Raw genomic sequence first — 11,214 nt, forward strand, 5'->3', positions numbered from 1 at the left:
ATATTGGTGCGACGTATTTGATCATCGTCGTCATGGTGTTCACTCCTTTGGCCAGGCCGCCGCATTCGGCTACCCCTGATTCTTCCGTCATGGCAGATCGGTGTCGTCAACGCTGACACCTAATCCACCCGCCGCTGGCTGGATCTTCACCTTCGTTGCTGACTCGAGTCTTGTTGAAATAGGTGAGATATCAGTCTGCTGCCATCCCGCACGTCTGCCACTCGCTGACACCGCCCGGACCATCCAGGTAACACGGACGTGCGCTTCGGCGGCGGCAGCACGACCGCGTCCACGGTTGCGTCGTCGTCATCGGTTGCCGCCGCACGCCTACTTCACGACGGTGCGCTGCACGCCGAGATCGATTGCCCCGTCATCGGTTGCCACGGACGCCTCGACGATGTCGCCGTGGCGCAGGTATTTTCGGCTCCTGGCCTGCCTCGAGAAGAAGACCCTCCACTTCAGCTGGTCCGGGAGCAACGACCCGATGACCTCGACGGGCTTGGGTGGTGCGCTGATTGCCGTGCCGACCGGGGTACCGGTCAAGACCAGGTCGCCGGCATCGAGACGCTGAAACCGCGACAGCGCCTGCAGTGCCTGCACGGGTGGGTAGATGATGTCGCCGTCGACGAGCATGTCTTGGCGGATCTCACCATTCACCCGCAGTTGCAGCCGCAGATCACCGAAGCGCTTGAGCTCGTCGGCGTCCAGCAGCACCAGCGCGGGCCCGGCCGGAGTGAATGTCGGATACGACTTCGCTTCGTAGAACTGCGTTTTCGTCAACTGCACATCGCGCGCCGAGACGTCGTTGGTGACGACCAGCCCGCAGACGTAGTCCGAGAGATTGGCTTCGGTGATGGTGGTGCCGACGGGCAGCTCGCGACCGATGATCAGACCGATCTCGACTTCGTAGTCGAGCAGCCGGACGTGATCGGGTTTGACGATGTCGTCGAATGGGCCGCTGATGGAGCCGGATGCCTTGCGGAAGAAGGCCAGTGGGGTGGCCTTCGGGTCACGTCCGGCGTCTTCGACGTGGGAGGCGTAGTTGGTCATTTGGGCCACCACTCGACACGGCGCGGTGACCGGGGACAGCAGTTGCAGGCTGGCCACGGGCACGGTGTCGGTGTTGTGAGAGACGGCCTCGATGGCGGTTCGGTCTGTCAGCAGCTCGCGGGTAGTGGCGGCCGTGGTGGCGACCCGAGCGGCCCCGGTGGAGGTCTGCACCCACCAGGCATCGGCGGTGCGCAGGATGGAGATGGTCATCGTGGGTCCTTGAGTTGTGAAGTGGAGGTCAGGAATTCGCCACGCTGAGCAAACCGCGCAGGCTGGCCAGGTCGAATTCGTTGTCGTCGCGCAGCGCGCTGATCATCGAGCGAAGTTCGCGCAGCGATTCGCGGCCGGGCGCGATGCCGAGGAAGTCCTTGGTGATGGGCGGTCCCCATTGGGAGAGCCCGGAGGCGGTGAACGGAGCCCAACCCGGCTCGAGCGTGCAGTCGAACACGTCACCGTCGCTGAAGTGCTCGACCATGACATCGTCGGGATCGCGCCAGTAGTCGAAGATCTGGCTTCCCTGGATGTGGCGGCCGATTCCCCACGAGCGGTGATAACCGAGCTCGGCGAGGTAGCGCCCACCGGCGCCCATCGCGTCGATGTCGCTGACCTGGTAGGCCGAATGGACGTAGCGGTTGGACGGGCCCAAGGCCATCGCCAAGGTGTGGTGGTCGGCGGGAGTCTGCCCGCGATCGCAGCGGATGAAGCTCATGACGGGCCCGCGGTCGCGGCGCCCCGGGTAGTACAGGAAGTCGCTGACGATCATCCCGAGGTGATCGAGGTACCAGTCGAGCGCTTGGCGGTACTTGGTCGTCTGCATCACCACGTGCCCGAGCCGCTGCACCCGCGTCGGCTCGCGCAGCGGGCGCTGCGTGGTGTTGATCCGCTGGACTTCGTGCCCGAAGTTCAGCTGATGCGGCGGCTGTGCCGGGAGGGCCTCCAGCTGGTGAGTGCCTGCCACGACACGGACCGTGACACCGCTGGGATCGGCCAGGTCGACGGCCACGCCGCCGAGTGACTCTGGTAGCGCGTGGAGTGTGGTTCCGGTGGCCTCGGCCAGCCGCAGCACGTCGGATTGGTCCTGTGCGGTGTAGGCGGCTCCGACGAATCTCGACCGGGGACCTCGCCGGATCAGCACGCAGGGTGAGCCGGAATCGGTGCCGCGCAAGTACAATTCGTCGGCCGTGCGCATAGCGGTGCTGAAGCCGAACGCGCACGAAAATGCCTCAGCCCGTTGCAGATCCGGCTTCTCGAACTGCAACCAGGCAATATCGTGGACCTTGATGATCGGGTCAGCTGACCGCCCCGGATGCTCTCCTTCGTGAGCACCCTGATCACTGTGCAGTTCGTTGTGGGCGCCGACGACACGGTCGCTCATCACTGCGTCTGCTCTCGAAATGGCAACCGCGCCTCGAAGAACTCGACCGCTCCGCTGGGCTCGAGTGTGACGACATCGAGGCCGAATTCCCCCAGCCATCTTTCGACCTCACCTGCATGCGGAGCGTTTCCAAACACGCCGGCACGACGCAACACCGCGATCAGGGCATCCTTGCGCGGACCTCGACCGGTAACGCATGACGTCCCCCGCAGCGTCCCTCCTGGCTTGAGCACGCGAGTGAGTTCGCCAAGCGCCGCGCGCGGGTCCGGCAGACAGTGCAGCCCGTTGTAGGTCACGCAGAGCTCAAAGCTTGCGTCGTCGAATTGAAGCGCGGTGACGTCGGCTTCGACGAACTCGATCGCGTCTTGCACCCCGCGTCGGCCTGCCGCAGTGCGCGCTTGTTGGAGCATGTACGGCGATATGTCGGCCGCGACGTAGTGCACGGCCTGGCCGGGCCGTAATCCACGGAAGGCGAACCCACCGCCGCACGGTACGTCGAGTATCGAGGCCCCGATCGGGGCATCTGCAAGACGCTCGATGTCAGCGAACATGCGTCGCATGTCGGCCCCCCACATCGCCCAGGCGCCGACCCTCGCGACACCGTCGTGCTTGACGCCGGCATCGTAAATGGCCGCCGTGACACGCTCGGAACGCCACCTCTCCGTTACGTCGACCATCACTCCGCCTGCGCGTCGGGGGCATCCCACGGCATCGACCCCGAGACCCAGTGGGTCAGTTCCTGCTGGTCGTTGCTGTGCAAGTGTCGCGGCGGCGTCACGAACGTCGCGTACGGCCGGCAACGCACCAGAACCCGGCCCTCCTGCTCTGCGACAGCTGCGACGGCGGGGCGCAGCTCCGCCGGCACTGGGTCACCCGACATGCGTTCAGCCACCGCCATCATCACGTCGATCAGGGTTTCGTCATCGTCGTCGATCACCGCGTCGCAATAGACCTGCAGGTAGGCAAAGGGCCAGGTTTCGTCGAGTAAGCAGAGGCTGACTTTGCCGCTCCGCGCCACCGCTTTGGCCTTGGCCCTATCGCGCATGGTCGCCACCAGCAGGTCGCCGTTGTCGTCTGGGACGTAGTAGACGATCGACATCGCCGGGCCGTCCGATTGGCGGCCGTAGCCGAATACGCAGGTCCGGTGGGTCTGAACGAACAGCCGCCGCTCAGAAGGCAGCATGTCGCGATCCGTCGGCGCCTGGAACGGATCCTTGGACAGGGGCAGCAGACGCGCAGATTCGCGATCTCGGTTTTGATTCGTGGTCTCAGGGGCAGTGCTCATGGTCTCTATCCTCCCGCGAATATTATCGATCGATAATAAGGGTACACTTCGAAAGATGGAACGCAAGACCCCAGCGCCGACCAAGGTGCGCCTCCGCCGGACGCGGACCGACATCCGAGAGGCCCTGCTGGAGTCGGCGCTGGTCGAGTTCGGGGCCAAGGGCTTCGACGGCGCGTCGACGCGGGCCATTGCATCGCGCGTTCAGGCACACCAGCCGCAGATCAACTATCACTTCGAATCCAAAGCGGCGTTGTGGAGGGCGGCGGTGGATCACCTCTTCGGGCTCTTGTGGGAGGCATTCGACGGCGCCATACCTGCGAACCTGACCGGGATCGAGGCCCCGGCGCTCACCGCGGCGTTTGCCGACGGGATCCGCCGATTCGTGCGATTCGCAGCCAAACATCCTGAGCTGAACCAGATCATGGTGCACGAGGGCACCGCGGCCAGTGGCCGGTTGACGTGGATGACCGAGACCCACGTGAAGCCGTTCTTCGACGGCATCCGGCCGGCGTGGCAGACCCTTCGTGACGCTGGCATTGCCGCACCCATCGACAACGAGATCCTGTACTACGTGCTCGTCGGCGCGGCATCACTGCCGTATGTGAACGCACCCGAGTTTCGCCTGCTTACCGGCCGAGACCCGAAGAACCCCAAATGGATCGACACACACGCCGACGGATTGGTGGCCATCCTCCTGCCGGGACTGGCCGCAATTTAGGGCCAATCCAAGTACTAAATCGAGATCCACGTCAGCCATCCAGACTGGCACAGCTCAGGCAATCAACGCCGTGGGGCGCTCATTCGCCGCTGCCTCGGTCATCCCGACTTGGGACCGCAGCGGCGAGAGAGGTCAGGATTTCCGGCATCACGGCGGCGATCTCCTCGTCGTCGACGGGATGGACGCTGGCGAAGCGGGTGTGCGCAGCAGGCACCGACAGCTTGATGTCATCGAGCACATTTGCCCCTGCGATGCGTGCTGACTTGCGCGCGTCGTCGTGCGCCCACACCCCGCCGTACTGGCCGTGCGAGCTCCCGATGACTGCCACCGGTTTCCCTGTGATGTCGCCTGCGCCGAAGGGGCGCGAGATCCAATCGATGGCGTTCTTGAGGGCGGCGGACATCGTGCCGTTGTATTCAGGTGTCACGAGCAGAAGGGCGTCGGCCGACTGAACGTCGGCGCGAAGCCTGTCGGCAGCCGCGACGGCCCCCGGCTGATCGAGGTCTTCGTTGTACAACGCGACATCGGCCAGGCCGTCGAAGATTTCGACCGAGATGCCACTCGGTGCGAGCTTGGCGGCCGCCTCGGCGAGCCGCCGGTTGTCCGAGCCGGAGCGCAAGCTGCCAACCAGGGCCAGAATTCGGGTGCTCATCGCGGTCCCTTCGTAGTGGATTTCCGTTCAGTGACGGAGTACGGGCGGCAAAAACCATGGCGCCCAATAGATATAACGACATCGGCCTGATGAAACTGTGCCACCTTAATGTTGTAGATCTGATATGAACCTTGCATCGCCGCGGGCGGTAATAACCGATGGCAGCTAGCAGGAGTCCGCCAGTTGGTGCCAGCCAGGATGACAAGGCCGCCACGGTGAGAAAGCGTGCAAATCGGGAATTGCCGCGGGTGCCAGCACCGCTTCGTCATACCCGCTAGCCGGCAAATCCGTGCTCGCCCAACCGGATTCCGTAGCGTGGCGTTACGCCGCGCGTAGGATTGGGGTATGCAATCACGTGCAGATCTCTACCTCGACCGTGCGCGCGCGGACTCCTTCGGCGCCGCGGCGCGAGTCTACGACGCGCGTCGGCCGCGCTACCCCGCCCAACTCATCGATGACCTTCTGATGCGGGGCGCTCGAACGGTGCTCGATATTGGCGCGGGCACCGGGATCGTGTCCGAGCAACTTCTCGGAAGGGGAGTCAATGTGCTTGCGGTTGAGCCGGATCCGCGAATGGCCGAAATCGCGAGTGGCAAGGGAATCCCCATCGAGATCGGCACGTTCGAGAACTGGGACTCCGCGGAGCGCCACTTCGACCTCGTCGTGTTCGGGCAATCATTTCATTGGGTGAATCCTGACATTGCATTACCGAAAGTTCATCGACTGCTGCCTAGCGGTGGACGTCTTGCATTGATGTGGAACCGTCTGGTCCCAACACATCCCACTCAGAGCGACCTCGCCGCGATATACCGGGACTACGTGGATCCGGGTTCACCCCTGGTCGACGGCTCGTCGAACGGTCTGGACGCCGAGCATCGCACCGACGGGCTGATCGCCTCAATCACGGCTTCCGGGTTCACAGTTGAGGAACGCACGTACCCGCGGGACGACCACTATTCCACAGAGCAGTGGCTTGACCTCGCATTCACCTACTCGAACCATCTGGTCCTCGCTGCCGAGAAGGCCTCGGAGCTACGCAGCAGGCTGGCCGAGCGCATCGGTTCGAATGGAGTATCGGTGGGCGGAGACGCCCTGTTGATCCTCGCCACGCGCTCGTAGGAGGTTGCGATGCGGTCGATGCGTGTGCTGGTCGTCGGCGGCGGCATCGGGGGTCTGTCCTCGGCGTTGGCCTTGCGGTTCGCGGGGGCGAGAGTGAGGGTGTACGAGCAGGCCGCCGAACTCGGTGAGGTCGGCGCGGGAGTTGGGCTCTTCCCCAACAGCATTCGGATACTGCAACGGATCGGCGTCGCCGATTCGGTCGCTCGCCGTGGTGCACCCATCAACGAGTGGTGGATGTTGACGCCTGGCGGGTCTGTCATGTCGCATCAGGTCGCCGGGCGCGACGGCCCGATCAGCTCGCTGGGCATCTACCGTCCGGATCTGGTGGCAGAGCTGGCGGCCGGGTTGCCTCGAGGTGTACTGCACACCGGACATCGCTGCGTCGCCTTCAGGCAGGACGACCGCTACGCGGTGGTGACCTTCGACAACGGCGTGAGTGTCGAGGCCGATGTGGTGATCGCCGCCGACGGCATCCATTCGACACTGCGAAGCTACGTCGTCGAGCCGCGCCGGCCGGTGTTCTCCGGCGTGGTCGCCTATCGCGGAGTGATGCCAGCCGCCCGGGTGCCGGGTTGGCCGTGGTCACACGCGTTGGTGAACTGGGTAAGTCAGGGCAAGCACTTTCTTGTCTTCCCCGTGCGCGCAGGGACGATGCTCAACTACGTGGGATTTGTGCCAGCCGATGATCAGATGCGTGAATCATGGTCAGCACCTGGTGATCCGGCAGTGCTGGCCGCCGAGTTCGCCGACTGGGATCCGTGGCTTTCTCGGCTGCTCTCGCATATCGATACGACCTTCCGGTGGGGTCTGTACGACCGCGATCCGCTACCGCGATGGACGAATGGTCGATTGGCGCTGCTCGGCGACGCTGCGCACGCGATGCTGCCGCATATGGGCCAAGGCGCTAACCAGGCCATCGAGGATGGAATGGCGTTGGCTACCGTGATGCGAGGTACCGATACCGCCGAGGTGACCGAGGCGCTGATCCGCTATCAGCGGCTGCGCCACGACCACACCGCGCGAGTCCAGCAAGGCTCCCGGGCCAATGGGATGCGAATGAACGCGGGGCAGGCGATCGCCATCGGTCTGCCCGGGGTACACGACTACGACGTGGAGGCCGAGGCCCGGGCGAGGCGGTAACGGCCTCGGACGACAGTGCGCGTGACCTTCCCGAAACAGCAGAATCGGGCAGTGTTGAGTTCGATGACCACTTGGGTTAGCGGTTCGTCGTCCATCAGTTGACGGAGAGGCCGCGGCGGTGGCGAGTGGCGGAACGCGGCCCTGTCGATGGGGGTCGGGCATCCGATGACGGCATGGTTGATGACCGGTAAGCCCCAATTCCGGTTGGCGGGAACGCATGAATGGGTGCCAGCGATGACGACGTGGCCTCGCTGGGTCGCAATTCTGGAAGAGGCAAGGACCAATTGACTTTCGAAGGAGTGTCACCATGCGAATTGGATTGAAGTACATGACATCGGCGTTGGCGGCGGGCGCTGCCGCGCTTACCATCGTCGCAGCACCCGCGGCCATGGCCGATCCCGCTCCGGCTCAGATGCCAGTGATCGCCACCGCACCGACAGCCATGACCGCCGGCCATATTGAACAGGCCCGCTTCGGCGGTGGCGGCGGCCACGGCGGCGGCGGCTTCCACGGTGGCGGCTGGGGCGGTGGCCGCGGTGGCTGGGGCGGCGGTCGCGGCTGGGGCGGTGGCTGGGGCCCAGGCTGGGGTGGGTGGCCCTGGGGCTGGTACCGGTAACGGTCAACGACCCCGCCACCTCCATGTGAACAGTCGCCGAGCCCAGGCAGTCCCGCACCAGTGACCCCACGTTGGTGCGGGCTGCTGTGCTGAGTACCGGGCACTTAGGATTGCACCGATGACCGTCCCCTTCTCGTGGGAACTGCCCTACGCGTGGCCACGCAAACCCGTGCTGGCGTGCAACGTCGTGTGCACGTCTCAGCCGTTGGCCGCGCAGGCCGGCCTGGCGATGCTCGCCGACGGCGGCACTGCGGTCGACGCTGCGCTGGCGGCGGCGATCACTTTGACCTTGGTCGAGCCGGTGTCCAACGGCATCGGCTCGGACGCCTTCGCCATCGTCTGGGATGGCGAGAGGTTGCATGGATTGAATGCCTCTGGGCGTTCACCGTCGGCGTGGACGCCGGAGTACTTCCGCGGCGACTCGGTTCCGGTGCGGGGCTGGAACTCGGTGACCGTGCCGGGGGCTGTGTCAGCCTGGACCGAACTGCACGCCCGGTTCGGGAGGCTGCCGTTCGCGCGGGTCTTCGAGCCGGCGATCGACTACGGCCGCAAGGGGTTCCTCGTCTCACCGACGGTGGCCGCGCAGTGGGCCGGGCAGGTTCGCGAGCTGCGGTCGCAGCCCGGGTTCGCCGAGGCGTTTCTTCCCGGTGGGCGGGCGCCGGCGCCGGGGGAGCGGTTCAGACTTCCCGAGCACGCGGCGACGTTGGAGACGATTGCGGCGACGGGTGGGGAGGCGTTCTATCGGGGCGAGCTGGCGGCTGCGATGGAGGCGCATTCGACCGCGAACGGTGGCGCGATGCTGGCCTCCGACTTGGCCGCGCACCGCGCGGACTGGGTCGACCCGATCAGCATCGACTACCGCGGCTACACGCTGCACGAGATCCCGCCGAATGGTCAAGGGATCGTCGCGCTGATCGCTCTTGGCATTCTTCAGCACTTCGACATGGCTTCGCTCCCAGTGGATTCGGCAGACAGCGTGCACCTACAGATCGAGGCGATCAAGCTGGCCTTCGCCGACGCGCTGGCCTATGTCGCCGACATCGACCACATGCCGGTGCGACCGCATCAGCTGTTGGACGCCGACTACCTCAGGCAGCGGTCGACTTTGATAGACCCGGCGCGGACCACGCCGGTGTCGGCAGGCAGGCCGCCGAAGGGTGGCACGGTGTATCTGACCGCGGCCGACGCGGACGGGATGATGGTGTCGATGATCCAGTCCAACTACGACGGATTCGGATCGGGCGTGGTGGTGCCGGGCACCGGGATCTCGTTGCAGAACCGTGGTACTGAGTTCAGTGCGACGCCGGGACACCCGAACCTCGTTGGGCCGCGAAAACGCCCATACCACACCATCGTTCCCGGCTTCCTCACCAAAGCCGGCGCACCGGTGATGAGCTTCGGCGTGATGGGTGGCACCATGCAGCCGCAGGGCCACGTGCAGCTGATGGTGCGCATCGCCGACTACGGACAGAACCCGCAGGCGGCATGCGACGGGCCGAGGTTCCGTTGGCTGCACGGCATGCAAGTGAGCCTCGAGGACGGCTTCCCTCCCACAACGGTCGACGAATTGCGTCGCCGCGGCCACGATCTCGTCGCGGTCGAGGACTACAACCAATTCGGCAGCTGTCAGGCGATCTGGCGCTTGCCGGCCGGGTATCTCGCAGCGAGCGACCCGCGTCGCGACGGGCAGGCCGCCGGTTTCTAGTGCCGATCCGGCCGGACTCTCTCACTGACGCACGGCATCGCTGGCGGCAATGACCGCTTTGCCGCCCGCGTCCTCAGAACGGAATCAACGGCACCACGGCGGTCCGCAGCACGATCACTGCCACGAACACTGCGGTGAATGCCAGATCAATGGAGACGGATCCGAACCGCGCGGGCTTCAGCAGCCGTCTGACCGGACCGAGCACGGGCTCGGTGATGCCGTGGGTGATCCGACGTGCCTGGTAGAGGCCGCTGCCGCCGCCCGACGGCGACAGCACGCCGATCCAGTCGACGACCATACGGGCAATGAGCACGAGTTCGAATAGCAGGAGAACGACTCCAAGCAAGCCTGCGACCACCGCACGCTCCTTCCGACCTCCTCAAGTATGCGCCGCCCAGCTGAGAAGGGTCTGACGCGAAACTGAGATTGCGGGCTGGATCACCAAGGGTTGAACCGACCTGCGAGACAAGTCCCGGCCCGTCGCCCCATCTTACCCGCGGAGGACATGGGCTCCGTGCACCCGCTCAACCACGCCGCGCCTGGTGCACGCAGCGCGGGCAGACGGTAACGACAGTCATATGGCAGCTACCAGCAACCAAGGATTGGTGTCAGCGACGACGAAATCGGTTCGATGGAACTCGACTCTGACCGGTAGTGACAACAACAACATCGAACGAGGAAGTGCCACATGAGAATCGGACTCAAGTCGGTCACACCGCTGCTCTGGGCGGGGGCGGCCGCGGCAGCAATTGCCACCGCACCGATCGCCGCGGCCGGGCCCACTCCGGCTCAGCCGGCAGCGGTTGCGACCGCGCCGACAGTCGTGACCGATCATCTAGTTGCGGCAGGCAACGGCGGTCGCCTGCACGGCGGCGGCTGGGGCAGCTGGGACGGTGTCCACGGCTTCGGCGGCGCTCTCTAGCGGTCGACTACGGCGGCCGGGCTCCGGCACTGATTCGTGGATTGTACTGAGCCACAACTGTACTGACGGCGGAGAGCCGCAAGGTGGTTCAACAGTAGGCCGTGGCGGGAAACCCAGAGTAGCGCTGGCCGCAACGGTGGATGGGTGCCAGCGGGAACGCGAAGCGCCGCGGGGAATGCAAGGCTGGCAACCATGAGCAACGTTCCCGCAATTATCCTGCAAGATGGCGCACACATCCCGCAGCTTGGTTTCGGCGTCTTCCAGATCGAGCCGGAGAAGACCGCTGCAGCGGTGAAGGCCGCCCTCGGCATCGGTTACCGGCACATCGACACCGCTGAAATGTATGGAAATGAGCTGGGAGTCGGCCAGGGCATCGTCGAGGCCGGGCTGGATCGCGCCAGTGTCTTCATCACGAGCAAGCTCAACAACGGCTTCCACAGACCGGACGACGCACGCCGCGCGTTCGACAGAACACTGAGCGCGCTCAGTTCCGACTACGTCGACCTATTCCTGATCCACTGGCCGCTGCCAACCCTCTACGACGGGGACTTCGTCTCGACCTGGCATGTTCTCGAAGAGTTCGCCGCAGATGGACGTGCCCGCAGCATCGGCGTATCGAACTTCCAGCCGGC

13 protein-coding genes are annotated in these 11,214 nt (G+C 65.0%); 7 read left to right on the plus strand and 6 right to left on the minus strand.

Annotated features, from left to right (window positions below):
- Positions 1 to 327 precede the first annotated feature (327 nt).
- From ACRDUX_RS30555 to ACRDUX_RS30570, 4 genes are read right to left on the minus strand one after another with little or no spacing between them, the layout of a single operon-like run.
- Positions 328 to 1,260 carry a fumarylacetoacetate hydrolase family protein gene (locus ACRDUX_RS30555; protein ID WP_526419537.1) on the minus strand — a complete coding sequence of 311 codons (933 nt, stop codon included), beginning with the start codon at positions 1,258 to 1,260 and terminating at the stop codon, positions 328 to 330.
- A 28-nt stretch (positions 1,261 to 1,288) separates the two neighbouring features.
- A complete protein-coding gene (locus tag ACRDUX_RS30560; RefSeq protein ID WP_526419539.1) occupies positions 1,289 to 2,425 on the minus strand; it encodes a VOC family protein in 1,137 nt (378 codons plus the stop codon).
- Entirely contained in the window at positions 2,425 to 3,102 is a 678-nt protein-coding gene (locus tag ACRDUX_RS30565) for a class I SAM-dependent methyltransferase (protein ID WP_526419541.1), read from the minus strand. Before ACRDUX_RS30565 ends, ACRDUX_RS30560 begins: the two co-directional genes overlap by 1 nt.
- Positions 3,102 to 3,608: a pyridoxamine 5'-phosphate oxidase family protein gene (locus tag ACRDUX_RS30570; RefSeq protein WP_526419543.1), complete on the minus strand. Its 507-nt coding sequence runs from the start codon at positions 3,606 to 3,608 to the stop codon at positions 3,102 to 3,104. Before ACRDUX_RS30570 ends, ACRDUX_RS30565 begins: the two co-directional genes overlap by 1 nt.
- Before the next feature lie 157 nt (positions 3,609 to 3,765).
- Here ACRDUX_RS30570 and ACRDUX_RS30575 point away from each other — a divergent pair, with 157 nt between their 5' ends.
- Positions 3,766 to 4,428, plus strand: a complete 663-nt coding sequence (locus tag ACRDUX_RS30575; protein WP_526419545.1) for a TetR/AcrR family transcriptional regulator — start codon at positions 3,766 to 3,768, stop codon at positions 4,426 to 4,428.
- A gap of 79 nt (positions 4,429 to 4,507) precedes the next feature.
- Here ACRDUX_RS30575 and ACRDUX_RS30580 read toward each other — a convergent pair whose 3' ends face one another.
- The gene (locus ACRDUX_RS30580) at positions 4,508 to 5,068 is read right to left on the minus strand and encodes an NADPH-dependent FMN reductase (RefSeq protein ID WP_526419560.1); all 561 of its coding nucleotides are present in this window, start codon (positions 5,066 to 5,068) and stop codon (positions 4,508 to 4,510) included.
- Between the two features lie 357 nt (positions 5,069 to 5,425).
- On the opposite strand from ACRDUX_RS30580, the gene ACRDUX_RS30585 reads away from it, so the two are divergent.
- From ACRDUX_RS30585 to ACRDUX_RS30600, 4 genes are all read left to right on the plus strand, one after another.
- Positions 5,426 to 6,199, plus strand: a complete 774-nt coding sequence (locus ACRDUX_RS30585) for a class I SAM-dependent methyltransferase (protein WP_526419547.1) — start codon at positions 5,426 to 5,428, stop codon at positions 6,197 to 6,199.
- Positions 6,200 to 6,208: 9 nt separating this feature from the next.
- A complete protein-coding gene (locus ACRDUX_RS30590) occupies positions 6,209 to 7,339 on the plus strand; it encodes an FAD-dependent monooxygenase (protein ID WP_526419549.1) in 1,131 nt (376 codons plus the stop codon).
- A 307-nt stretch (positions 7,340 to 7,646) separates the two neighbouring features.
- Positions 7,647 to 7,955 (plus strand): hypothetical protein, encoded by a 309-nt coding sequence (locus ACRDUX_RS30595; protein ID WP_526419551.1) that lies wholly within the window; start codon positions 7,647 to 7,649, stop codon positions 7,953 to 7,955.
- Between the two features lie 118 nt (positions 7,956 to 8,073).
- Complete coding sequence (locus ACRDUX_RS30600; RefSeq protein ID WP_526419552.1) at positions 8,074 to 9,660, plus strand: gamma-glutamyltransferase family protein; 1,587 nt, start codon at positions 8,074 to 8,076, stop codon at positions 9,658 to 9,660.
- A 73-nt stretch (positions 9,661 to 9,733) separates the two neighbouring features.
- Here ACRDUX_RS30600 and ACRDUX_RS30605 read toward each other — a convergent pair whose 3' ends face one another.
- Positions 9,734 to 10,018 (minus strand): YggT family protein, encoded by a 285-nt coding sequence (locus ACRDUX_RS30605; RefSeq protein WP_526419554.1) that lies wholly within the window; start codon positions 10,016 to 10,018, stop codon positions 9,734 to 9,736.
- Between the two features lie 330 nt (positions 10,019 to 10,348).
- Here ACRDUX_RS30605 and ACRDUX_RS30610 point away from each other — a divergent pair, with 330 nt between their 5' ends.
- Together ACRDUX_RS30610 and ACRDUX_RS30615 are read left to right on the plus strand one after the other, a co-directional pair.
- The gene (locus ACRDUX_RS30610; protein WP_526419556.1) at positions 10,349 to 10,582 is read left to right on the plus strand and encodes a hypothetical protein; all 234 of its coding nucleotides are present in this window, start codon (positions 10,349 to 10,351) and stop codon (positions 10,580 to 10,582) included.
- A gap of 192 nt (positions 10,583 to 10,774) precedes the next feature.
- Positions 10,775 to 11,214 (plus strand): aldo/keto reductase (locus tag ACRDUX_RS30615; RefSeq protein WP_526419558.1); only part of this gene is annotated, 440 nt, incomplete at its 3' end.

The organism is Mycobacterium sp. (genome assembly GCF_050701675.1).
In the GTDB taxonomy this organism is placed as follows: domain Bacteria; phylum Actinomycetota; class Actinomycetes; order Mycobacteriales; family Mycobacteriaceae; genus Mycobacterium.

What these genes read in the sequence shown, in the direction of transcription:
- ACRDUX_RS30555 (WP_526419537.1), bottom strand. Translation starts at nt 1,260, where the DNA reads ATGACCATCTCCATCCTGCGCACCGCCGATGCCTGGTGGGTGCAGACC.
- ACRDUX_RS30560 (WP_526419539.1), bottom strand. Translation starts at nt 2,425, where the DNA reads ATGAGCGACCGTGTCGTCGGCGCCCACAACGAACTGCACAGTGATCAG.
- ACRDUX_RS30565 (WP_526419541.1), bottom strand. Translation starts at nt 3,102, where the DNA reads ATGGTCGACGTAACGGAGAGGTGGCGTTCCGAGCGTGTCACGGCGGCC.
- ACRDUX_RS30570 (WP_526419543.1), bottom strand. Translation starts at nt 3,608, where the DNA reads ATGCTGCCTTCTGAGCGGCGGCTGTTCGTTCAGACCCACCGGACCTGC.
- ACRDUX_RS30575 (WP_526419545.1), top strand. Translation starts at nt 3,766, where the DNA reads ATGGAACGCAAGACCCCAGCGCCGACCAAGGTGCGCCTCCGCCGGACG.
- ACRDUX_RS30585 (WP_526419547.1), top strand. Translation starts at nt 5,426, where the DNA reads ATGCAATCACGTGCAGATCTCTACCTCGACCGTGCGCGCGCGGACTCC.
- ACRDUX_RS30590 (WP_526419549.1), top strand. Translation starts at nt 6,209, where the DNA reads ATGCGGTCGATGCGTGTGCTGGTCGTCGGCGGCGGCATCGGGGGTCTG.
- ACRDUX_RS30595 (WP_526419551.1), top strand. Translation starts at nt 7,647, where the DNA reads ATGCGAATTGGATTGAAGTACATGACATCGGCGTTGGCGGCGGGCGCT.
- ACRDUX_RS30600 (WP_526419552.1), top strand. Translation starts at nt 8,074, where the DNA reads ATGACCGTCCCCTTCTCGTGGGAACTGCCCTACGCGTGGCCACGCAAA.
- ACRDUX_RS30610 (WP_526419556.1), top strand. Translation starts at nt 10,349, where the DNA reads ATGAGAATCGGACTCAAGTCGGTCACACCGCTGCTCTGGGCGGGGGCG.